Consider the following 23,144-nt stretch of genomic DNA (forward strand, 5'->3'; position numbering starts at 1 on the left):
ACCGCGGGCCCGTCCTGGCCGCTCGCGCCGTTCCCCACGCCCCTGGGCGCATTGCCGTCGCCGTCGGCCGCTCAGTGCCCCGCCCGGCGACAGCTCAGGGCACCACTCGGTACAGGACCTGGGACGCCGGGCCGACCGTCACCTTCCGAAGCCCCGGCCCCGCCAGGCTCTTCGGACCCACGACCCACTTCACGCCGTACTCCCGCAGAATCCCGGCCCGGTCAGCGGAAGACGTCCCCGCGGCGAAGTACCGGGCCACCGCGTCCTCCCGCCGCGCGGCGTCCGGAAGGAACACATCCGGATACCCCGGCGCCACGGTGTACGGCCCGTACGCGGGGATCTGCCGCGCCGGAGTCGTCCGGGCCATCACCACGTCCCCGTACTTCACCCACGGCGTGATCCAGTGGTACCCCACCCACGGCGTCCGGTACTTGGAGGCGACCGCGGACGGCAGAGCGGCACGCCCCGTCACATAACCGAGCGTCCCCACCTGCGTCCACGCGCCGACCAGCAGGGCGGCACCCAACAGGCACGCCCAGCCCGCCCTCCCCATCGCCCGCCGCCCCGCCGAGACGGTCTCCAGGGCGGCCGCGAGCTGGGCCGGGATCAGTGCGGCGGGCAGGGCGCGGCCCCAGGAGTAGTGGCCGGACAGCCCGCCCGCGGCGAACACCAGCACGCCCAGCGCGAAGAACAGCACCAGCGGGTCCCAGCGGTCGCGTCGGAAGCGGAGCACCAGCGCGGCCGCCCCGACCAGCACCAGACCGAACCGCGCGGCCAGGTGCTCGTACAGCGGCTTGTGGATGGCCTCCAGGTCCGCGCCGGCCGAGAACAGGGAGAAGAAGTCGTAGTACGGCCACAGCCACAGCAGGAGCAGGCCCAGGGCGAGCGCGGCGGACAGCCGCAGCAGCACCGCGCGGGGCGGCCGCGCCGCGATCACCATCGCCAGGGCGCCCAACGAGGCCACCACGCCGGTGAACTGGTGGCACAGCAGGATCAGCGCCCAGAGCACACCGAGCCACAGCCACCTTCCCCACGCGGCCTCCTCGCGCGTCGCCCGCGTGACCCAGGCCCAGAAGTGGAAGGTGAGGCCGAGCGAGAAGACGCTGGGGTACGACACCGTCAGCGCAAGGGAGTTCAGGCCCAGGAAGCCGGACCAGTTGAAGAGCAGCGGGCCCCAGAGGAACAGCAGGCTGAGCAGCGCCAGCGCGGGTGCCATGCGGTGGGAGCTGAGCGTGCGGACGTAGCGCCGGACGCCGGTGACGAGCAGGGTCAGCCCGACGAGCGCGGCCAGCCGCAGGACGACGAACACCGACAGGCCGGTCAGCTTGGCGACCAGCCCCAGGACCAGCATCCACGGCGAGTAGTAGGGGCTCGGCGTGTCCGCGTCGACCAGCGGGTTGCCGGGATGGAACAGGTCGTGGCTCAGGCGCTGGACGGTGGCCGCGTGCATGCCGAGGTCGCCCGCCCAGGGCAGGCGGACGATCACCAGGAGCAGCAGCACCACGACCAGCGCGGCGGCGGCCTGCGGCAGCGCCCGGCCGGCCCGCGCGGCGCCCGACGGGGGCTGCGTGCGGCTCACCGGCCCGGTGTCAGACGGTGCGGTGTGCATCCTGCTGGAACACCCAGGTGCGGTAGACGAGGAACCGGAAGGCGGAGGCGAGGACGATCGACAGTGCCTTCGCCGCATTCGACGCCAGCACACCGCGCAGGCCGAGACCGTGATAGCCGACCCAGAACAGGCCGATTTCCATCACGACACCGAGGCCGCTGAACACGAAGAACAGGATGATCTGGCTGCGGGTGCGCGAGGACCGGTCGCGATAGGCGAAATAGCGGAAGCCCAGGTAATTGGTCGCCATCGCGATCCAGCTGGCCAGGACGGTCGCGGTCATCGCCTGCCAACCCAGGCCGTGCAGCAGCAGGTTGAAGACCAGGAAATTGACGAGGACACCGCTGCCGCCGACGATCCCGAATTTCACGACCTCCAGCACGACACGCGTGACGGGCCGGGCCGGAGCCGGCGCGAGGGGTGCCGCCGCGCGGGTCTCGGTGATCTCGGTGAGTTGAACAGTCACAGCGCCGACCCTATCCGAAAGGCACCGATTAGCAGGAAACGGTAAATTCGCTGATCGTTTTTGCCTAAGGGTCGGCAAGAAAGGGAACGCCCCGGGCCGATTCGACGTCGGCCCGGGGCGCTGTGACTGCCGTGGTCCTACGAATGCGTGCGCAGCAGCGTCCGCATCGTCCGCATCGCCACCGACAGGTTGGCGAGGTCGAAGGTCTCCGAACCGCGGATCTCCTCCAGGGTGGTGCGCGCCCGGCTCAGGATGGGCGCGTTCTTCTGCTCCCAGGCCTTGAAGCGCTGCTCGGGAGTGGAGGTGCCGTTGCCGACCGCGAGGACGTCCGCGGTGAGCGCCGCGTGCGCCGCGTACAGGTCCTCGCGGATGGAGGCGCGGGCCATGGACTGCCAGCGGTCGGCGCGGGGCAACTCGATGATGCGGTCCATCAGCTGGGTGATGTCGAGCCGGTCGGCGAGGTCGTAGTAGATCTCGGCGACGTCGAGCGGCTCCTTGCCCATGCGGTCGGCCACCGACACGATGTCGAGCGTCGGGAAGGCGGAGGAGAACCCGGCCACGCGCGTGGCGAGTTCGTCCGGGACGCCGGCCGCGGACAGCTCGTCGTACACGTGCTGGTACCACTCCAGGTCCGCGCCGCGCAGCAGCTTCGGCAGCTCCTGCCAGACCCGCTCGACCCGCTCGGCGAAGAACTCGACCGTCTCGGCCAGCTGCAGCGGCTGCGGCCGGTTGTTGAGCAGCCAGCGCGTGCCGCGCTCGACCAGCCGGCGCGAGTGCAGCCGGATCCGGGTCTGGACGGCCGCGTCGACCTTGTTGTCCAGCTCCTCGACCGCGTCCCACACCGGCGCCGAGCGGAAGATCGCGCGGGCCGCGGTCTGGGCCCGGACGATCTCCTCCAGGGAGGCGCCGGTCTCCTCGCGCAGACGGTGCAGATACGTCGTACCGCCCGTGTTGACCGTGTCGTTGACCAGCACGGTCGTGGTGATCTCGCGGCGCAGCGGGTGGTTGTCGACGGCGTCCGCGAACCGCTCGCGCAGCGCCGTCGGGAAGTAGGCGTGCAGCAGGCTGCGCAGGTACGGGTCGTCGGGCAGGGAGGTGGCCAGCAGCTCCTCGGCGACCGTGATCTTCGTGTACGCCAGGACGACGGCGGTCTCCGGGCTGGTCAGGCCCTGGCCCTGGCCGAGGCGCTCGCGGATCTGACGGTCGGTCGGCAGGAACTCCAGCGCGCGGTCCAGGTGGCCCTCGCGCACCAGGTGGCGCAGGAACCGCTGCTGGGCGTGGAGCATGTCCTTGGCCTGGAACAGGGCGTTGGCCAGGGCGGTGTTCTGCGCGTAGTTGTTGCGCAGGACCAGCGCGCCGACCTCGTCGGTCATCTCCGCGAGCAGCTTGTTGCGCTGCTTGACGGTCATGTCGCCGTCCGCGACCAGGCCGTTCAGCAGGATCTTGATGTTCACCTCGTGGTCGGAGGTGTCCACGCCGGCGCTGTTGTCGATCGCGTCGGTGTTGATCCGGCCGCCGTGCAGCGCGAACTCGATCCGGCCGAGCTGGGTCAGACCCAGGTTGCCGCCCTCGCCGACGACCTTGACGCGCAGGTCGGCGCCGTCGACGCGGATGGCGTCGTTGGCCTTGTCGCCGACGTCCGCGTTCGACTCCGCCGACGCCTTCACGTACGTGCCGATGCCGCCGTTCCACAGCAGGTCCACCGGGGACTGCAGGATCGCCTTCATCAGGTCGGCCGGGGTCATCTTGGTGACCTTGCCCTCGATGCCGAGGGCCTCGCGGATGTGGGCGTTGACCGGGATCGACTTGGCGCTGCGCGGGAAGATCCCGCCGCCCGCCGACAGCAGCTCGGTGTTGTAGTCGGCCCAGCTGGAGCGGGGCAGCTCGAACAGGCGGCGGCGCTCGGCGTAGGAGGTGGCCGCGTCCGGGGTGGGGTCGATGAAGATGTGCCGGTGGTCGAAGGCGGCGACCAGGCGGATGTGCTCCGAGAGCAGCATGCCGTTGCCGAACACGTCACCGGACATGTCACCGATGCCGACGACCGTGAAGTCCTCGGTCTGCGTGTCCACGCCCAGCTCACGGAAGTGCCGCTTCACGGACTCCCAGGCGCCGCGCGCGGTGATGCCCATGCCCTTGTGGTCGTAGCCGGCCGAGCCGCCGGAGGCGAAGGCGTCGCCGAGCCAGAAGTTGTACTTCTCGGCGACGCCGTTGGCGATGTCCGAGAAGGTCGCGGTGCCCTTGTCGGCCGCGACGACCAGGTAGGTGTCGTCGCCGTCGTGCCGGACCACGTCCTGCGGCGGCACGACCTCGCCGGCGACCATGTTGTCGGTGATGTCGAGCAGCGCCGAGATGAACGTCTTGTAGCTGGCGACGCCCTCGGCCAGCCACGCGTCGCGGTCCTTGGCCGGGTCCGGCAGCTGCTTGGCGACGAAGCCGCCCTTGGCGCCGACCGGCACGATGACGGTGTTCTTCACCATCTGCGCCTTGACCAGGCCCAGGATCTCGGTACGGAAGTCCTCGCGCCGGTCGGACCAGCGCAGACCACCGCGCGCGACCTTGCCGAAGCGCAGGTGCACGCCCTCGACCCGCGGCGAGTACACCCAGATCTCGTACGCCGGACGGGGCGCCGGCAGGTCCGGGATGGCCTGCGGGTCGAACTTCATGGAGACGTAGTCGTGCGGCGTGCCGCCGAGCGCCTCCTGGAAGAAGTTCGTGCGCAGGGTCGCCTTGATGACGGTCAGGAAGGACCTGAGGATCCGGTCCTCGTCCAGGCTCGCCACCTGGTCCAGGGCCGCGTCCAGCTCCTCCAGCAGGGCGTCGGTGATCTCGAGACCGGCCTTCTGCCGGTCCGGCGACATCCGCGCCTCGAACAGCGAGACCAGCAGCCGGGTGGTGTGGACGTTGTTGCGGAGGGTGTCCTCCATGTAGTCCTGCGAGAAGGTCGAACCGGCCTGCCGCAGGTACTTGGCGTAGGCGCGCAGCACCATCGCCTGACGCCAGGTCAGCCCGGCGCTCAGCACCAGGGCGTTGAAGCCGTCGTTCTCCGCCTTGCCGGTCCAGGTGGCGGCGAAGGCCTCCTGGAAGCGCTCACGGGCGTCGTCGGCGAGGTGGTCGCCGCTGCCCGCCTTGGGCATGCGCAGACCGAAGTCGTAGATCCAGGCGGTGGTGCGGTCCGCGCAGCGCAGCTCGTACGGCCGCTCGTCGGTGACCTCGACGCCGAGGCGGCTGAGCACCGGCAGCACCTTGGAAAGGGAGACGGTGCCGCCCTTCTGGTAGATCTTGAACCGGCGCTCCTCCGGCCCGGCACCCACCGGCTCGTACAGGCTCAGGCTGAAGGTCTTGTCCTCGCTGAGCTGCTCCAGGTGGACCAGGTCGGCGACCGCGGCGCGCGGGGTGTGGTCGGCCTTGTAGCCCTCGGGGAAGGCGTGGTTGTAGCGGCGCAGCACCTCGGCCGCGTGCTCCTCACCGCACTCGGCGGTCAGCGCCTCGGCGAACGCGTCGGCCCAGGACCGGGCGGCCTCGACCAGGCGGGCCTCGATGCGGTCCTTGTCGGCGTCCGACAGCTCGGGCAGCACGGTGCCCGGCGGGACACGGACGACGAAGTGCAGCCGGGAGAGGATCGACTCGGTGTTCCAGGCGGTGAAGTCGACGCTGACGCCGCCCAGCTCCTCCTTGAGGATGTCGATGATCCGCAGCCGGACGCCGGTGGTGTAGCGGTCACGCGGGAGGTAGACGAGGGCCGAGTAGTAGCGGCCGTACTCGTCCTGCCGCAGGTAGAGCCTGAGGCGCCGCCGCTCCTGCAGGTAGAGGACGCTCGTGACGATGGACTGCAGTTCGGCGACGGGCGTCTGGAACAGCTCGTCGCGCGGGTAGGTCTCCAGGATCTGCAGCAGGTCGCGGCCGTCGTGGCTGTTGGGCGAGAACCCGGCGCGCTCCAGCACCTCGTCGACCTTGCGGCGGATGACCGGGACGCGGCGCACGGACTCGGTGTACGCGGCCGAGGAGAACAGACCGAGGAATCGCCGCTCACCCACGACGTTCCCGTCCGCGTCGAACTTCTTGACGCCGATGTAGTCCAGGTACGACGGCCGGTGCACGGTGGCCCGGCTGTTGGCCTTGGTCAGCACGAGCAGCTTGTGCTCGCGGGCCTTGGCGCGGGCGTCGGCCGGCAGCCGCTCGAAGGAAGGGCTGACCGGGTGCTGCTCGTCCTCGGCGTGGTGCGGGTCCGAGCGCAGTATGCCGAGACCGGTGCCGGGCACGGCGGCGAGCGTGTCGTCCTCGCGCAGCTGGTACTCGCGGTAGCCGAGGAAGGTGAAGTGGTCGTCGGCGAGCCAGCGCAGCAGCTCGCGGGCCTCCTCGACCTCGGGCCGGGGCAGATCGCCCGGGACGGGCTCGCTCTCCAGGTCGCCGGCGATCCGGGTCGCCGCGTCCCGCATCTTCTCCCAGTCCTCGACGGCCTCGCGCACGTCGGACAGCACGCGCAGCAGATCGGCGGTGATCTGCTTCAGGTCGGCGCGGTCGGTCTCCCGGTCGATCTCGACGTGGATCCAGGACTCGAAGTGCGCGTCGTGCGGCAGGTCGCCGCCCGGCGGGGTCGGCAGGACCTCGATGAGCTTGCCGGTCAGGTCGCGCCGGACCATGAACTGCGGGTGGACGACGACGTGGATCCCACGGCCCCGCCGGGTCAGCTCATTGGTGACCGAGTCGACGAGGAAGGGCATGTCGTCGGTGACGACCTCCACGACCGAGTGACTGCAGGTCCACCCGTTCTCCTCCACGGTCGGGGTGTGGACCCGCACGTTCGCCGTGCCCTGGGGGCGGTGCTCGGCGAGACGGTAGTGCGAGACCGCGGCGCCGAAGACGTCGACCGGGTCCCGGTCGGTGAGGTCTTCCGGTGCGGTGTGCAGGTAGTAGCGCTGGAGGAAAGCGAGCATGGACTCGCTGTCCGGGGTGCCCGGGGAGCCCTTGCCCGCGGTCCCGGTCGGTAGGTGCCCCCCGACCGGGCTGTTCTCAGCTACCCGGGCAGCCCTCTCGAGCAGCTCGGCCTTGGCTTCGTCCAGCTTGGTCTGCATTGTCCTCTGACTCCTGTCGCGCGCCGTTGCGTGACGTAGAAGGAAGTACGGTCTCTTTCCCTCCGGCTCGACGCCACGGCCCGGGGTGTCCGGTCCGCATCGACGCTATGCCGCGAGGTGAGATGAGCGGGGGGTTTTCGGCCATTCTCGACACGCCGGAGCGGTGTGACGCTGCTCCCGGCGCCGCCGTGTCCAGGGTTGTCCTCGGCGTCCCGGGGGCTCCTGCGGCCCCGCCCCGCCCGCGAAGACCAGCGACCGCCGCCCGGTCACGGAGGTGCTCCGTGCAACCCGGGCGCAGGGCAGGAGCAGGATCGCCCCCGCGAGATATCGCGCTGATCACGCCACAAGGCTATCGCTCCTCACGGGGGGCCCGTCATGAGCCGTATGTGTACAAAACCGAGGGGTGAAGTTTGACGTTCTGCACAGGGGTGGGGTGCGGGGTGGTGGCGTATCCGGTCGGGTGGGGTTGGTGGGGTTGGTGGGGTTCGCGGTGGTGGGGGGATGGGCTTGGTGGGGTGGAGGTGGTGATCGGGTGCGGTGGGGTTTTCGGGGTCAGTGGGACCGGCTGCTGTGCTGGGTGGGGTGCGGTGGGTGTGCGGCTTGGGACTGGCGGTTTCGTGGGAGTGGGGTTGGTGGGGCGGGCGTTGCGTGGCGGGGTGGTGGGGTCCGGTTCTGGGTGATGGGGTCCGGTCGCGGGGCGGTGGGCTCCCGGTGAGCGGGGGTGGGCGTCTGGTCTCGTGGCGTCGGCGTTGGGCGTCGGGTGGGCGTCTGGTCGCGGGGCGATGGGCTCCGAGGTGCGGGCGGTGCCACGGCTCGGGGCCGGGGACGCCGCGGTACGGGTCGTGGGCGTCCGGTCTCGTGGCGTCGGCATCGGACGTCGGCGCCGGGTGGGGGGCGGTGAGCTTCCGGTCCTGTGACCGTGAGCTTGCGGTCTCGTAGCGGTGGGTGTGCGGTCGCGCCGGTGGGGCGCTGACCGCACTCTGAGAACAGGGCACCCTGCCGCCAGTGGGGTCCCGGCGCTTGGCCGAGGGCCGGAACCGCGACGGCCCCCCTTGGCAAGCACGCCCGGTGTTGGCACGTTGCCCAGGGACAGTGCGTCCCGCCCAGGAGTACAGGAGCACCGGAGCACCCGGAGGAGCCGACATGCCCGCGAAGATCCTGATCGTCACCGGCGACGCGGCGGAGTCCCTGGAAGTCCTCTACCCGTACCAGCGTCTGCGCGAGGAGGGCTACGAGGTCCATATCGCGGCCCCCACCCGCAAGACCCTCCGCTTCGTCGTCCACGACTTCGAACCCGGCTACGACACCTACACCGAGAAGCCGGGCTACACCTGGCCCGCCGACCTGGCCTTCGCCGACGTGGACCCCGGGGAGTACGCGGCCCTCGTCATCCCCGGCGGCCGGGCCCCCGAGTATCTGCGCAACGACCCCGAGCTCCGCAAGATCCTCAAGGCGTTCTTCGACTCCGACCGGCCGGTCGCCCAGATCTGCCACGGCCCGCTGCTCACCGCGGCGATCGACAGCCTGCGGGGCCGCCGGGTCACGGCGTATCCCGCGCTGGAACCGGACATGCAGGCAGCCGGGGCGAGCTTCCAGGACACCGAGGCCGTGGTCGACGGCACCCTGGTCTCCTCCCGGGCCTGGCCCGACCACCCGACCTGGATGCGCGAGTTCCTCAAGGTCCTGCGCTCCAAGGCACCGGTGAACTGAGGAGGCGGCGAGCCGAGGGGCGGCCGGGGCGGAGTCCACCGTGGTGGTTGCGGCACATCACCGAGCGACGGACCCGTCCTGACCGCCCGCGCAGCGGCACCCCGCCGGTGCGGGCAGGCGAAACGGCCTCACCACGGCACAGGGCACCACCAGCCGCACCGGTCCCCAAGAACCCGGCACCCGCGGCTACGCCGCTATTCGCAGCGCTTCCTCCACCGCCTCCGCCAACGTGTCCACCACCGGCACCCCCACTTCCTCGAGACTGGTCCGGCTGTGCGACCCCCCGGTGTACAGCACGGCCCGCGCCCCCACACCCCGCGCCGCGATCGCGTCGTCCGCCGCGTCCCCGATCACCACGGTCCGCGCCGGCTCCACAACCCCGCCCAGCGCCTCCAGATGCCGCACCATGTGCTCGGCCTTGCTTCCCCCGGACGGCCCCGTACGCCCGTCGACCCGCAGGAAGTGCGCCTCGATCCCGAACCCCCGTACGAGCGGCACCAGTTCGTCGTGCACGTACATGCTGAGCAGCGACTGGCTGTGCCCCGCCGACCGCCACCCCGCGAGCAGCTCCTCCGCCCCTTCGGTCAGGCCGCACCGCGCCCGGTGCTCGGCGTAGTACCGGTGGAAGACCTCGTCCATCAGCTCCCACTCGACATCGGTGGGCAGCCGGCCGATCAGCCGCTCGTAGAACTTCGGCACCGGCACGCAGTACAGCGACCGGTACTGCTCCAGCGTGATCGGCTCGAGCCCCAGCTCCGCGAACGCCGCGTTCGTCGCCCCGATGATCGCGTCATTGTCGTGGAACAACGTGCCGTTCCAGTCCCAGACGATGTGCGAAGTCCCCTTCATCCCCATGCCAGAAACCGTACCCGCCCGCACTGACAACGAGCCCAGCCGGTGAATCCGCCCAGGTCGGATCGGGTCAGACGAGTCCGACGAGGTTGGGGATCTCCTGCGTGGCGTACCACAGGAGCTCGTGATCGTCCGCGCCGTCCACGACGAACTGCGCGTCGTCGTCCCCACCGTCGGCCGCCTCCAGCGCATCCGCCGCCGCGGCCACGTCCTGCTCCGCGTCCTCGGCGTCGACGTGCACCGCGGCCGCCTTGGCGAGCGGCACGGTCGTCGTCACGGTCACCTCGCCGAGGGCGGAGGGGTCCAGCGCACGGTCCGGGTCGACGCTCGCGGCGCCGTCGGCCACGTCCACGGCGACCACCACCCGGCGCCGTACCGCACCCGGATCCGCCGCCAGCAGCCGCAGGGAGGCCAGCGCGGCCCGGCTGAGCGCCGCGTACTCCAGCTCCTCGATGTCCTCGGAGAGATACCACTCGCGCAGCGCGGGCGTGACCGCATACGCCAGGAACGGGCCGCTCCCCAGCTCGCCCGTCTTGTGCGCCTCGGCGAGACCGGGGAGGGTCAGGGGGACGTAGACGCGCATACCGGCCGCTCTTTCCTGCTCAAAGGCTCCGCTGAGGCCCCGGGAAGGGCGGCTGCCGCGTCTCCCGGAGGGCCTTCAGGATACGTGTGCCGGTCCCCTTTCGGGTCTGTGCCCACTCCCCCGAAACCGTCGACTCCGCACCATGGATTCACCCCGGCAACTCGCCACACCTCAAGGATCCGGGACAGCCGCATCCCCCTGATAGGTGAACCTCTCGGCCCCGCCCGCTCCGGCCGTGCCTCCCTTGCCACCCCGCTCCCCGCCCCCGTACAAGATCCCCACCAGCGAGTTACCGCCCGGTATCACCCGGGCCCGCCGAACGGGGACCCCATGAACAAGGTCATGAGCCGCACCGCGCCCAAGGCGACGAACCGCACTCGCCACCCGCGCCGCCGCCCGCCGACCCGCCACGACACCCGCCGCCCGGGCGGCGCCCCACCCCGCAAGCCGTCCATCAGGGGCAGGCACGCCGTGCCCCCGACCACGCCGCGAAACCACGGAACGGCCCTCCCGACGCCGGAGACCGCCTTGTCCCCGGTACGCCCCACCGACCTCTTCGCAGACCGTCTGCTGGCCGTCCTGAGCGGTCAGCGGCCCGTCCACTGGATGCTCCGCCACACCGCCGGCCGCGCCTACGACGACCTGACTCGCCTCGCCGAACGCAGCCCCCTGCGCACGCGCGGAGCCCGCCCCGTCGTCCACGACATCGGCTACTACGTCCCCAGCGAGGGCGCCCTCGAGGTCTTCGCCCGCATCGCCGCCGGAAACCAACTCCGCGCCCTGGCCTTCCGCCTGGAACGCGGCCAGGACCTCCGCTGGCGCTGCACAGCAGTGGAAACAGGGCCCCGCCCCTAGCAACCAGCACAGGCCGTACCTGCGACCAGCCACACCACCGACACACGGCTGTCCCATCCCGCGTAGCTGCGGGCAAGCCCCCCGGTCGCCCAGCGGCGGCAAGGCAGAAGGGCCGGGCCCCCGAAAGGAAGCCCGGCCCTTCTGCACGGTCAGCGCGCCGCAGGCGACCCGCTACTTCTTGCGGCGCCGCCCGCCCTTGGCCTGCCGCCGCCGCTCCGCCCGCGTCAGCCCGTCCGCCTCGGAGCGCACCGGCTCGTCGTCCTCGAGGTCGCGCTCCACGATGCCGCCCTCGCCGTCCACGGTCGGCGCCGAGAAGTGCAGATCCCTCCGCTGCGGAACGTCCAGCCCCTTCGCACGGATCTCCGGACGCATCCCGGCCTGCGCCGGCACCGTCTCCGGAACACCCTCGCCGACCGGCTCCGCGACCTCGACCGGGACCTCCTCGACCTGCTGCTCGACCTGGACCTCCAGGTTGAACAGGTAGCCGACGGACTCCTCCTTGATGCCGTCCATCATGGCGGTGAACATGTCGAAGCCCTCGCGCTGGTACTCGACCAGCGGGTCCTTCTGCGCCATCGCGCGCAGGCCGATGCCCTCCTGGAGGTAGTCCATCTCGTAGAGGTGCTCACGCCACTTGCGGTCGAGGACCGACAGCACGACCCGGCGCTCCAGCTCACGCATGATCTCGGAGCCGAGCTGCGCCTCGCGGGCCTCGTACTGCTCGTGGATGTCGTCCTTGATGGACTCGGAGATGAACTCGGCGGTCAGCCCGGCCCGGTCGCCGGCGGCGTCCTCCAGCTCCTCGATGGTGACCTTCACCGGGTAGAGCTGCTTGAACGCGCCCCACAGCCGGTCCAGGTCCCAGTCCTCGGGGAAGCCCTCGGAGGTCTCCGCGTGGACGTACGCGTCGATCGTGTCGTCCATGAAGTGCTGGATCTGCTCGTGCAGGTCCTCGCCCTCCAGCACGCGCCGGCGCTCGCCGTAGATGACCTCGCGCTGCCGGTTGAGGACCTCGTCGTACTTCAGAACGTTCTTACGGGTCTCGAAGTTCTGCTGCTCGACCTGCGACTGCGCGGACGCGATCGCGCGCGTGACCATCTTGTTCTCGATCGGCACGTCGTCCGGCACGTTGGCCATGGACATCACGCGCTCGACCATCTGGGCCTTGAACAGGCGCATCAGGTCGTCACCGAGGGAGAGGTAGAAGCGGGACTCGCCCGGGTCGCCCTGACGGCCGGAACGACCGCGCAGCTGGTTGTCGATGCGCCGCGACTCGTGCCGCTCGGTGCCGAGGACGTAGAGGCCGCCGAGCGCCTTGACCTCTTCGAACTCGGCCTTGACGGCCTGCTCGGCCTTCTCCAGGGCGGCCGGCAGGGCCGCCGCCCACTCCTCGATGTGCTCCTCGGGGTCGAGGCCGCGCTGGCGCAGCTCCGCCTCGGCGAGGTCGTCGGGGTTGCCGCCGAGCTTGATGTCCGTACCACGACCGGCCATGTTGGTGGCCACGGTCACGGCGCCCTTGCGGCCGGCCTGGGCGACGATCGACGCCTCGCGCTCGTGGTGCTTGGCGTTCAGCACCTCGTGCTGGATGCCGCGCTTGCTGAGCTGCTGCGAGAGGTACTCCGACTTCTCGACGGACGTCGTGCCGACGAGGATCGGCTGACCCTTCTCGTGCTTCTCGGCGATGTCGTCGACGACGGCCTCGAACTTGGCGACCTCGGTGCGGTAGATCAGGTCCGACTGGTCCTTGCGGACCATCGGCCTGTTGGTCGGGATCGGGACCACGCCGAGCTTGTAGATCTGGTGGAACTCGGCGGCCTCGGTCATCGCCGTACCGGTCATGCCGGACAGCTTCGAGTAGAGGCGGAAGAAGTTCTGCAGGGTGATCGTGGCGAGCGTCTGGTTCTCGTCCTTGATGTCCACCCCTTCCTTCGCCTCGATCGCCTGGTGCATGCCCTCGTTGTAGCGGCGGCCGGCGAGGATACGGCCGGTGTGCTCGTCGACGATCATGACCTCGCCGTCGAGGACGACGTAGTCCTTGTCGCGCTTGAAGAGCTCCTTGGCCTTGATGGCGTTGTTCAGGTAGCCCACGAGCGGGGTGTTCACCGACTCGTAGAGGTTGTCGATGCCCAGCCAGTCCTCGACCTTGGTGACACCGGCCTCGTGGATGGCGACCGTGCGCTTCTTCTCGTCGACGTCGTAGTCGCCGGTCTCCTCCATGCCCTTCAGCGGGTTGCCCGCCTCGCCCCTCTTCAGGCGCGTGACCAGCTTGGCGAAGTCGCCGTACCACTTGGTGGCCTGGTCGGCCGGGCCCGAGATGATCAGCGGCGTACGGGCCTCGTCGACGAGGATGGAGTCGACCTCGTCGACGATGGCGAAGTTGTGTCCGCGCTGGACGAGCTCGTCCTTGGACCACGCCATGTTGTCGCGCAGGTAGTCGAAGCCGAACTCGTTGTTCGTGCCGTAGGTGATGTCGCAGTTGTACTGCTCGCGGCGCTGGGCCGGGGTCATGCTGGCGAGGATGCAGCCGACACTCAGGCCCAGGAACTTGTGGACCCGGCCCATCATCTCGGAGTCGCGCTCGGCCAGGTAGTCGTTGACCGTGACGATGTGGACGCCCTCGCCGGACAGGGCGTTCAGATACGCGGGCAGGGTGCCGACGAGGGTCTTGCCCTCACCGGTCTTCATCTCGGCCACATAGCCGAGGTGCAGGGCGGCGCCACCCATCAGCTGCACGTCGTAGTGCCGCTGACCGAGGACGCGCTTGGCGGCCTCGCGGACGGTCGCGAAGGCCTCGGGGAGCAGGTCGTCCAGGCTCTCACCATCGGCGTACCGCTGCTTGTACTCATCGGTGAGGGCCCGCAGCTCGGCGTCGGAGAGGTTCACGAAGTCCTCTTCGATGGAGTTGACCTGGTCCGCGATGCGGTGCAGCTTGCGCAGGATCTTGCCTTCGCCTGCACGCATGATCTTCGAGAGGACGGACACGGGGGTTTGTCTCCTTGCCGGTCGGGCCTGGGACGGTCGGTTTCCATTTGACGTACTGAGCAACGGCCATCGTATGCGAGACCCCGGCTGGGCCGGGAGGCCTGGCGGCCGACGGCTGTTTCGGCGCCGCTTCATCCCGGACAACGGACGGGGCACACGGATAGTGCCGCATCCGCGCGAGGATTTGCGCGAACTGTGATCACGCGCTCACATATAGCGAAAACCGATGGCCCGGCCGTGTACCGCCGAGCACAATCAGCCGATGGAACCCGTCACGCTCACCACCGACCGCCTGATCCTGCGCACGGTCGGCCCGCACGACACCCAGGCGGTGTACGAGGCCGCGCAGGACCCCGAGATCCAGCGCTGGACCACGGTGCCCTCGCCGTATCTGCCCGAGCACGCGAGCGGCTTCACCGAGGAGCTGGTCCCCGACGGCTGGGCCCAGGGTTCGATGTTCACCTTCGGTGTGTTCCTCACCGGCGGGGAGCTCGCCGGCATGCTCGGTCTCACCATGCGTTCGCTCGGCGTGGCGGAGGTCGGCTTCTGGGCTGCCAAGGAGCACCGCGGCCACGGTTACGTCACCGAGGCCACGCTCACCGCCTGCCGGTGGATCTTCACCGCGGTCGGCGTCGACCGGGTCGAATGGCGTGCCGAGGTCGGCAACCGCGCCTCCCGCGCGGTGGCGGAACGCGCGGGGTTCACCATCGAGGGCACCCTGCGCTCCGCGCTGAACAACAAAGGAGTGCGCCGGGACTGCTGGGTCGGCTCCCTGCTCCCCTCGGACCTGGGCCTGCCGTCCACGGCGCCGTACCTCCCCGCCCGCCCCTGACCCCACCGGCCGCCCGCCCAGCCCTCTCCTCCAGGCCCACACCCCGCCTGCCCCCGTGCGTCCGCCCACCGTTTCCGGGCATCTGCGCAGCTCACCGCGGACTGTCAGTGCCACCCTCTATCGTCCGGGGCATGACGACGCTTCCGCGACCGACCACCACCCTCACCGCGGACGACGCCCGCCGTATCGCCCTGCGGGCCCAGGGCTTCCTCGGCGCGCCCGACCGGCGGGCCGGAGTCCGCGGCGTGCTGCGCCACCTCGGGGCGGTCCAGCTCGACACGATCTCGGTCCTCGCCCGCTCCCACGAACTCGTGCCGTACGCCCGCCTCGGCGCGGTCGGCCGCAAGACGGTCGAGGCCGCCTACTGGACGGGCGCCCACGCCTTCGAGTACTGGTCGCACGCGGCGTGCATCCTGCCCATCGAGGAGTGGCCGCACTTCGCCTTCCGCCGCCGCGCCTACCGTGACCGCCCGCACTGGAACCACGAGCTGCCCGAGGGCGTGTACGAGCAGGTCATCAAGCAGCTGCGCGCGGAAGGCCCGCTGACCTCCACGGAACTGGGCGGCGCGAAGAAGACGAGCGACTGGTGGGACTGGTCCGGCACCAAGGTCGCGGTGGAGCGCGCGCTAATGTACGGCGAGGTGGTGTGCGTCGAGCGGCGTGGCTGGAAGCGGGTGTACGACCTGGCCGAGCGCGCCGTCCCGGACGCGCTGCTGCACGACGAGCTGGACGACACCGAGTGCCTGCGCCGCCTGGTCCGGCTGGCCGGCGAGTCCCTCGGCGTCGGCACGCGCGCGGACATCGCCGACTACCACCGCCTCAAGGGCGACCAGGTCGACGCGGTGATCGCCGACTCGGGCCTGGTGCCGGTCGAGGTCGAGGGCTGGGGGAAGCCGGCCTGGGCCGATCCGGCGGCCCTGGCGACAACGCCGCGCGGCCGGCACCGCACCACTCTGCTGTCGCCGTTCGACTCGCTGATCTGGGAGCGGGCGCGCACCGAGCGGATCTTCGGCTTCACCCACCGCCTGGAGGCGTACGTGCCCAAGCCGAAGCGGGTCCACGGCTACTTCGCGATGCCCGTGCTCGCGGGCGGCCGGCTGGTCGGGCGGGTGGACCCGGCGCGCGAGGGCCGCACACTGGTGGCACGGCAGGTCACCCTGGACGGCCCGAAGGCGGTCCCTGCGGTCGCCGAGGCCCTGATCGAGGCGGCGACCTGGGTGAACTGCACGGACGTCCGGGTGGAGCGGGTGGACGCACCCGGCCTGCGCGAGCCCCTGACGAGGGAACTCGCCGGCCTGCTCGGGTAGGCGCTAGCGGATCTCGAGGATCTTCTCCCGCATCGCGTAGACCACGGCTTCCATCCGGGAGTGCAGCTGGAGCTTCTCCAGGATGTTGCGGACGTGGTTCTTCACGGTGTTCTCGGAGATGAACAGTTCCTTGGCGATGTCCCGGTTGTTCATCCCGGTGGCGACGAGCTTGAGGACCTCCAGCTCCCGGTCGGTCAGCCGCGGCGCGGGCACCAGCCGGCGCTCGTCGGTGCGCTGGATCATCGACTTGAACTCGGTGAGGAGCTTGGAGGCCATGGACGGGCTGATCTGCGACTGCCCGTCGGCCACCGCGCGAATGGCGGTCGCCACCTCGTCCGTGGAGATCTCCTTGAGGAGGTATCCGGTCGCGCCCGCCTTGATCGCTTCGTAGAGGTCGGCCTCCTCGTCGCTGATCGTCAGCATGATGATCTTGGCGCTGGGGGCGACCTCCTTGATGGAGGTGCAGGCCTCGATCCCGCCGCGCCTGGGCATGCGGACGTCCATCAGCACGATGTCGGGCAGCAGGTCTGCGGCCTTGTCCACGGCCTCCGCCCCGTCACCGGCCTCGCCGACGACCTGGATGTCCTCCTCGGCCGCGAGCACGATCTCCAGGCCACGCCGGAAGAGGGCGTGGTCGTCCACGACCAGGACCCTGATCGGCTCCGCGCGTACGGAGCCCGTGTCCGGGCCCATGCCGATGACACCGTCATCGCCATCCTCGTCCCGCATCGGTCCGAAGGTGTCCGCCATCGTTCCTCCCCCTGAAGGCTGTGGCCTGTGGTCCTGTGCCATCGCCAACCCAAGGCAGCGGCCCACCGATTGGGCCGGTCCGGCCATGATTTCATGCCCGGCCGACACCGGGGTGACGGGCGAGGCGTGAACTGGTCGCACACAGGTGCCCCTGGGGGCGCACACGCGCTTCCAGGGGCACCGGCTCGATATGGGCCGGATGGGTCAGCCGCCCAGCGTGCCACCTGCCGCGGGGGGCTGCGCCTCAGCGACCATCGGGTCCGTGCTGAGGTGGATCACGCCGTAGTCGTAGGCGTGTCGCCGGTAGACGACGCTGGGTTCCTTCGTCTCTGCGTCGACGAACAAGTAGAAGTCGTGGCCGACCAGTTCCATCTCGTAAAGGGCCTGGTCGAGGCTCATCGGGGCGGCGACGTGGGTCTTCTCGCGGACGACGAGGGGGCCTTCACCCTTGACCTCCAGCGAGCCGATCTTCTTCGTCGGCACTCCGTCCGTCTCTTCCTCCTGAGCGGGCAGGCCGTTGCCGTTCAGCGTCGCCGCGCCCGGGACGTGGTCGGGCACCTCGGCCGCCGAGATCCGGCGTGCGCCTCGGCGGGAGAAACGCTTGTCGTGCTGCTTGCGCAGCCGGGCGTCCAGCTTCTCCGCCGCCAGGTCGAGTGCCGCGTACGGGTCGCTGGCCGCTGCCTCCGCCCGGATCACCGGACCGCGGGAGCGGAGCGTGATCTCCACTCGGTCACAGCGGTCGGCCTGTCGGGGGTTGGGCTCCTTGGACACCTCGACGTCGAGGCTGATCACCTTGGCATCGAGCCTCTGGATCTTCTCCAGCTTCAGCTTCTCGGCCACGTGCTTGCGGAACCGCTCGGGCACCTCGGTCTTGCGGCCTTTGACGACGATGTCCACGCAGAACTCCGTTCCCGGATCGCTCCGCTCCATCGGCGGAGCATCTCCCTTTGCACCAGGTCCGGTGATCACCGGACCGCGGACTCGGTGACTTCCACCTCCTCCTCCCCCAAGGGCGCGATCCCCACCCCACCGCCACGGGTGATTGCCGAAAACCCGCGGCACGGCATTCCGATATGAGAGGTGTGGCCTGCGCCTTTCCTCACAACCGAACATATCTCGCCCGGACGGATGTCGTCACCCTCTACTCCTGCGTACCTCCCTTCAGGTGAATTACCCCTCCCACAACCTGCAACGATGCAAGTCAGCGGTCAGTTCCTGTTCATTTCGAAAGAATCCAGCGGAGCGGCGATCACGGCCGCAAGGAGCGCATGCCGGACGGTGTTCCCGACCGTCTTTTCCGGTGCACCATGCACCCACTTCTCGCTCTCCCACCGTGCTCCGATCAGTCGTTCATCCCTTCCTTCCCGAGTTACGGCTCCGTACACGACTGTTCTCACTCCAGTTCCCTCCTCTGCCGCCTCCCGGACAGCTCGCGCCGCCTCCGCCAGGCTGGCGCCGGTGGTGATCAGGTCGTCGACGAGCACCACGCGACCCTCGCCGAGCAGCCGGCCACCGCCCGCCGTCACCTCCAGCGCGCCCGCGAGGTTCGCCAGGCGCCGTCGCGCGTCCAGTCCGGCCTGGTCCGCCACCGGCCGCCGCTGGCGCAGCACGGCCGCCACCCTGGCCGGCGTCCCGGTGCGCCGCAGCTCCCCGGCCGCCGCGAGCGCCATCCGCCGCACCGGATCGTGCCCACGGGCCCGCACGGCCCACCGGGCGGAGGGCACGGGCACGAGCAGCACAGGCCCGAAGCCCGCGGCAGCGGCACCCGCGCCGGTCCCGCCGAGCCCGGCCCGCACGGCTCCCGCCAGGGCCGCGCCCAGGGCTCCCGCGAGGGCCAACGCACCCCGCTCCTTGTGCGCGAGAAGCAGCGCGCGCACCTCCTCCGCGTACGGAGCCACCGCATGCACCACCGGCAGCCCGGCCGGCTCCGGCACCGGCTGCACCCGCCGCGCCGCGCGGCCGTACAGCGCCGCCCGGCACCGCGGACAGAGGACCGTACGAGGTGCTCCGCAGCCTGCGCAGTCGGTCGGCAGCACCAGGTCGGTGAAGTCCTGCCACCACCCCCGCATGTCCACCACTGTGCCAACGCGGAAGCGGCCCGGCCACCCCTGTGGAAAACGCCCTGTGGACAACCCGGGAAACGCGCACCGCCCCTCACCCACACGGGGGAAGGGGCGGTGCGTGGTGCGAGCTCAGCCCGGATAGACCGGCGCCGTCCCGTCCTTGTCCACCTTCTGCCACTGCGACCCGGACGGCAGCCGTACGATCCCGTCCTCCGAGCAGGCCACCAGCGGCACGCCCTCGTCCTCGGACGCGGCGATCGACTTCACGCCGGTGAGGGCGCCCGGCGCCGGCCCGTCCAGCGTGGAGCCGTCGACCTGGACGTACCGCAACTGCAGCACACCGCCCTGCTCCCGGCCGACGACGAGCAGCCTGCTGTCCCCGGCCCACGACAGGGCACTGACCTCCTCCAGGTCGGGCGCAGCCGATCGCAGTTCGACCACCGAGGTGCCCTGCCCCGTACCGTCGTCGTGCTGGATCCGGCCGATGAGCAGGGACTGCTTGCCGGCCTTTTCCACCACGAGCGCGATCCGCACCCCGTCGGCGGCGACCCGCGCGTCGCTGATCCGGCCGGGCAGGTCCGGGACCGCGACCTCCTCCGGTTTGGCGGCGCCCTGTTCCACGACGTACAGCCGCGGACGGCGCGCGTCCCGGTCGGCCACCCACAGGTCGCCGCGGGCGTCCCAGCTCGGCGTCGTCAGCCGGTCGTTCGGGGTCGCGCCCTGGCTGGTCACCAGCGCATGACCCAGCGAACCTCCGGACGCCAGCGACGTCACGTACAACGACCTGCCCTGGTCGCCGACGCCGGCCGCGCTGTGCTCGTCCCGCGACACCGCCACCGACGCGAGCGCCTTGCCGCCCTCGCCCAGCGGACCCGGCACCGGTACGGCGCTGGTGGTGGTGCTACCGGTCGGCATCCGCACCAGCCGGTGCTTGCCGTCGAGGTAGTACAGGTTCTCGGGGCTCTTGGCCGACCCGTGCCAGGCGGTGGACTCGGCGCGCTCCTCGCGGAGGTCGCACAGCCGGTGGCCGCCGACGCCCTGCAGTTCGACGGACTCCAGGGTCGGCGCCAGGTTCCGCAGTGTGAACAGCACCTGCGTCGCCATCTCGGTGCACTTGGTCGCCGTGACCTGGGCCCCCTTGAGGTTCAGCGGCACGGTCAGCGTGTTCTGGTCGTCCGGCGCCAGCCCCGACACGTCCTTCTGCAGGGCCGTACCGGTCGGGAAACTGGACCTGACGACCGGCTCGAGCCAGTGGGTGGGGCCGCTCAGCAGCGAGCGAACCATCTGCGTCATCGGGTCCACCTTGCTGCGCACGAACACCGGGTCGGCGACCGCCACCGGCTCCCGCGCGGACCCGACCGTCGTGTCGGAGGCGAAGTAGTACTTGTCGACGGACGTGTAGTTGCGCTGGAAGTCCGACTTGCCCATGACGACACCGTCGGGCAGCGCGTCGATGCGCCACTGCCCGTTCTTGGCGTCCCGCGTGAGGTGCACCTTCTTGCGGTAGGAGCCGCCGGCCGGCTGGTACGCCTGCTGCGAGTCCACCGTCGCGACCCTGCTGCCCGCGAGCACGCAGGTGACGGTGCTCGTCGGCTCCGACCCCGTGCCCGGCCGGCAGTCGGGCTCGATGCTCGGCCCGTTGGCGAGGACGGTGGTCGACCGCTCCGGCCGCCACTTGTGCGCCGCGGCGGGCGTCAGGTACTTGCGGGCCGTGTCGTACGCCGGATCGTCGCTGGTCAGCGCCTCCAGGAAGCCCTGCATGATCTCGGCGGGGCCGGCGCCCTCGGCCGGCGGCATGGCGAACACCCGGACCCCGGTGTCCTGCCGCGGCGTGGACTCCACGTTCCGCAGATCCCCGCTGTCGGGCATCGAGGCGCACCCGGCCAGCAGTACGGTCCCCAGGGCGGCGTACGCCACCGCGCGTCCCGACCTGGGCCGGGCGCCTCCCTTGCGGTCAGCGCCCACGAAATGCCTCCCCTGGCTCGGTCGAGTCCTCCGTGCCGGCCGCTTCCGGCCGTGCCGTGCCCGCGTCGGGTGCCGGACGTGTGGCGGGCCTGTCGTCCGTGCGCCGTGCACCACCGGTGGGCCGGGGCACCACGCGCGCGCCGTTGCCGTTGCCGGGCAGTGCGGCCGGGTCGGCGGCGCCGGCGGCCGGCCGCGGCGCGATCGGGGCGCGCGGTGGCAGGGCGGGCGACTGGGGGCCGCGCTGCTGCACGGGAAGGGTCGCCCGCTTCTCCTCGCCTCCACCGGGCAGACCGGCCTCGTCGAGGCCACGGTTGCGGCGCGAGTCCTTGGGCTCCAGCGGTATCGGCGAACCGCGCAGCGGCTCGTCCGCGGTCCTCGGCAGTGTCAGCCGGAACTGCGAGCCACCGCCCGGCTCGCCCCAGGCCTGCAGCCAGCCGCCGTGCAGCCGGGCGTCCTCCAGGGCGATCGACAGCCCGAGGCCCGTACCGCCGGTGGTACGCGCGCGTGCCGGGTCCGCCCGCCAGAAGCGGCTGAAGACCCGGGTCGCCTCGCCCGGCTTGAGTCCCACGCCGTAGTCGCGCACCGCGACGGCGACCGCGCCGCCCGCGGCGGCGAGCTTGACGACGACGTCCTTGCCCTCGCCGTGCTCGACGGCGTTGACGACGAGGTTGCGCAGCACGCGCTCCACACGGCGGGCGTCGGCCTCGGCGACGACGGGCTGCTGGTCGCCGACCACGCGTATGTGCGTGCCCTTGCGCTCGGCGAGCGGCTCCGCGCCGCTGACCACGCGCCGGACGACCTCCCTGAGGTCTATCGGCTCGGCCTCCAGGGCCGCCGCGCCCGCGTCGAAGCGGCTGATCTCCAGCAGGTCCGCGAGCAGCGACTCGAACCGGTCCAGCTGGTCGGCGAGCAGCTCGGCAGAGCGCGCGGTCACCGGATCGAAGTCCTCGCGCGCCTCGTGGATGACGTCCGCGGCCATGCGGACGGTGGTCAGCGGGGTGCGCAGCTCGTGCGAGACGTCCGACACGAACCGGCGCTGCATCCGCGACAGGTCCTCCAGCTGCTGGATCTTCACCTGGAGGTTCTGCGCCATCTTGTTGAAGGCCTCGCCCAGGCGCGCGATGTCGTCCTCACCGGTGACCTTCATCCGCTCCTGCAGCCGCCCGGCGGACAGCCGCTCCGCGATCCCGGCCGCCATCCGCACCGGCGTGACGACCTGGCGCACCACCAGCCAGGCGATGGCCCCGAGCAGCACGACGACGAACAGCCCCGCGGTCGCGAGGGTGCCCTTGACCAGGCTCAGGGACTTCTCCTCCTGCGTGAGCGGGAAGAGGTAGTACAGCTCGTACGGCCGCCCGTTGGGGTCGTTGACCTGCTTGCCGATGACCAGCGCCGGCTGCGACTCCTTGCCGTTGGCGTAGACGATCCGGGTGTAGCTCTGGGCGGCCGTCGTGCCGCTGTTGACCCGCTCGCGCAGGTCGTCGGGGATGCTGGAGGTCGGGTTGACGTTCCCGGAGCCGCGGGGGCTGCGGCCGCCGCCGCTGTCGTCGCCGACGGGCAGCGTGACGACGTCGAAGGCGCCCGCGCCGCCGCTGGACAGCGACTCCACGAGGTCGCTCATCCACGGGATGACGTTCTGCGACTGACGGCCGTCCGCGGTCGCGGTGCCGTCGGCGGTGCGGCTCCCGGCGGCCGCGCCCGTACCGGCGCCGCTGGCCGCCTCGTCGGCCTTCTGCTTGGCCACCGCGAAGCCGCCCGTGGCCTGGCTCTGCGAGGCCTTCACCTTCGCGTCCAGCAGGCCGTTGCGCACCTGCCCGATCACGACGAACCCCAGCAGCAGCACGACGCCCAGGGACATCAGCAGCGTCGTGGCGACGACCCGCAGCTGGATGTTGCGCCGCCACAGCCGCATCACCGGCAGCAGCGGACGGCGCACCCAGCGCAGGAGCAGCCTGATGACCGGGCTGCCCTGGACCCCGCCCTGGAGCAGCCCGCCCTCGAAGAGACTTCTGAACCGGGCCCCCGCCGTCCGGCCGACAGGCCGCCCCGGACGGGCCCCGGACCGGCCGGGAGCCGAAGCGGCGCTGTCCTCCGACAT

The 23,144-nt window shown here is 70.9% G+C and carries 15 protein-coding genes; 4 read left to right on the forward strand and 11 right to left on the reverse strand.

All coding sequences use genetic code 11. The features are described 5' to 3' along the window. Positions 1–94: 94 nt before the first annotated feature. The 3 genes from ACQPXS_RS20180 to ACQPXS_RS20190 all read right to left on the reverse strand — a co-directional run bounded on the left by ACQPXS_RS20180 (position 95) and on the right by ACQPXS_RS20190 (position 7,147). A complete protein-coding gene (locus tag ACQPXS_RS20180) occupies positions 95–1,609 on the reverse strand; it encodes a hypothetical protein (protein WP_433450760.1) in 1,515 nt (504 codons plus the stop codon). Continuing rightward, positions 1,590–2,075, reverse strand: coding sequence for a GtrA family protein (locus ACQPXS_RS20185; RefSeq protein ID WP_433450761.1), 486 nt, complete (start codon positions 2,073–2,075; stop codon positions 1,590–1,592). Before ACQPXS_RS20185 ends, ACQPXS_RS20180 begins: the two co-directional genes overlap by 20 nt. Before the next feature lie 137 nt (positions 2,076–2,212). Then, on the reverse strand, positions 2,213–7,147 hold the full coding sequence (locus ACQPXS_RS20190; RefSeq protein WP_433450762.1) for an NAD-glutamate dehydrogenase: 4,935 nt from the start codon (positions 7,145–7,147) through the stop codon (positions 2,213–2,215). 1,143 nt (positions 7,148–8,290) lie between these two features. On the opposite strand from ACQPXS_RS20190, the gene ACQPXS_RS20195 reads away from it, so the two are divergent. After that, positions 8,291–8,857, forward strand: coding sequence for a DJ-1/PfpI family protein (locus tag ACQPXS_RS20195; RefSeq protein ID WP_399172437.1), 567 nt, complete (start codon positions 8,291–8,293; stop codon positions 8,855–8,857). A gap of 186 nt (positions 8,858–9,043) precedes the next feature. On the opposite strand, the gene ACQPXS_RS20200 is transcribed toward ACQPXS_RS20195, so the two are convergent. Both ACQPXS_RS20200 and ACQPXS_RS20205 read right to left on the reverse strand, forming a co-directional pair. Then, complete coding sequence (locus ACQPXS_RS20200) at positions 9,044–9,712, reverse strand: HAD family hydrolase (RefSeq protein ID WP_433450763.1); 669 nt, start codon at positions 9,710–9,712, stop codon at positions 9,044–9,046. A gap of 67 nt (positions 9,713–9,779) precedes the next feature. Beyond that, complete coding sequence (locus ACQPXS_RS20205; protein WP_356312008.1) at positions 9,780–10,292, reverse strand: DUF6912 family protein; 513 nt, start codon at positions 10,290–10,292, stop codon at positions 9,780–9,782. A gap of 330 nt (positions 10,293–10,622) precedes the next feature. Between ACQPXS_RS20205 and ACQPXS_RS20210 the strand changes: the two genes are divergently transcribed. After that, positions 10,623–11,147, forward strand: a complete 525-nt coding sequence (locus tag ACQPXS_RS20210) for an Rv3235 family protein (RefSeq protein ID WP_433450764.1) — start codon at positions 10,623–10,625, stop codon at positions 11,145–11,147. Between the two features lie 171 nt (positions 11,148–11,318). Here ACQPXS_RS20210 and secA read toward each other — a convergent pair whose 3' ends face one another. After that, complete coding sequence (secA, locus tag ACQPXS_RS20215; protein WP_433450765.1) at positions 11,319–14,129, reverse strand: preprotein translocase subunit SecA; 2,811 nt, start codon at positions 14,127–14,129, stop codon at positions 11,319–11,321. Positions 14,130–14,391: 262 nt separating this feature from the next. Between secA and ACQPXS_RS20220 the strand changes: the two genes are divergently transcribed. Both ACQPXS_RS20220 and ACQPXS_RS20225 read left to right on the forward strand, forming a co-directional pair. Continuing rightward, on the forward strand, positions 14,392–14,961 hold the full coding sequence (locus tag ACQPXS_RS20220) for a GNAT family N-acetyltransferase (RefSeq protein WP_356312004.1): 570 nt from the start codon (positions 14,392–14,394) through the stop codon (positions 14,959–14,961). A 131-nt stretch (positions 14,962–15,092) separates the two neighbouring features. Next, positions 15,093–16,268: a winged helix-turn-helix domain-containing protein gene (locus ACQPXS_RS20225; RefSeq protein ID WP_433450766.1), complete on the forward strand. Its 1,176-nt coding sequence runs from the start codon at positions 15,093–15,095 to the stop codon at positions 16,266–16,268. Between the two features lie 3 nt (positions 16,269–16,271). Here ACQPXS_RS20225 and ACQPXS_RS20230 read toward each other — a convergent pair whose 3' ends face one another. From ACQPXS_RS20230 to mtrB, 5 genes are all read right to left on the reverse strand, one after another. Continuing rightward, positions 16,272–17,018 carry a response regulator transcription factor gene (locus tag ACQPXS_RS20230; protein WP_356312001.1) on the reverse strand — a complete coding sequence of 249 codons (747 nt, stop codon included), beginning with the start codon at positions 17,016–17,018 and terminating at the stop codon, positions 16,272–16,274. Positions 17,019–17,222: 204 nt separating this feature from the next. Next, the gene (gene hpf / locus ACQPXS_RS20235; RefSeq protein WP_390681328.1) at positions 17,223–17,915 is read right to left on the reverse strand and encodes a ribosome hibernation-promoting factor, HPF/YfiA family; all 693 of its coding nucleotides are present in this window, start codon (positions 17,913–17,915) and stop codon (positions 17,223–17,225) included. A 311-nt stretch (positions 17,916–18,226) separates the two neighbouring features. Beyond that, complete coding sequence (locus ACQPXS_RS20240) at positions 18,227–19,087, reverse strand: ComF family protein (RefSeq protein WP_433450767.1); 861 nt, start codon at positions 19,085–19,087, stop codon at positions 18,227–18,229. 123 nt (positions 19,088–19,210) lie between these two features. Beyond that, entirely contained in the window at positions 19,211–21,046 is a 1,836-nt protein-coding gene (locus tag ACQPXS_RS20245) for an LpqB family beta-propeller domain-containing protein (protein ID WP_433450768.1), read from the reverse strand. Beyond that, positions 21,036–23,144, reverse strand: coding sequence for an MtrAB system histidine kinase MtrB (gene mtrB / locus ACQPXS_RS20250; protein WP_433450769.1), 2,109 nt, complete (start codon positions 23,142–23,144; stop codon positions 21,036–21,038). Before mtrB ends, ACQPXS_RS20245 begins: the two co-directional genes overlap by 11 nt.

Source organism: Streptomyces sp. CA-142005 (assembly GCF_050942335.1).
GTDB lineage: Bacteria > Actinomycetota > Actinomycetes > Streptomycetales > Streptomycetaceae > Streptomyces.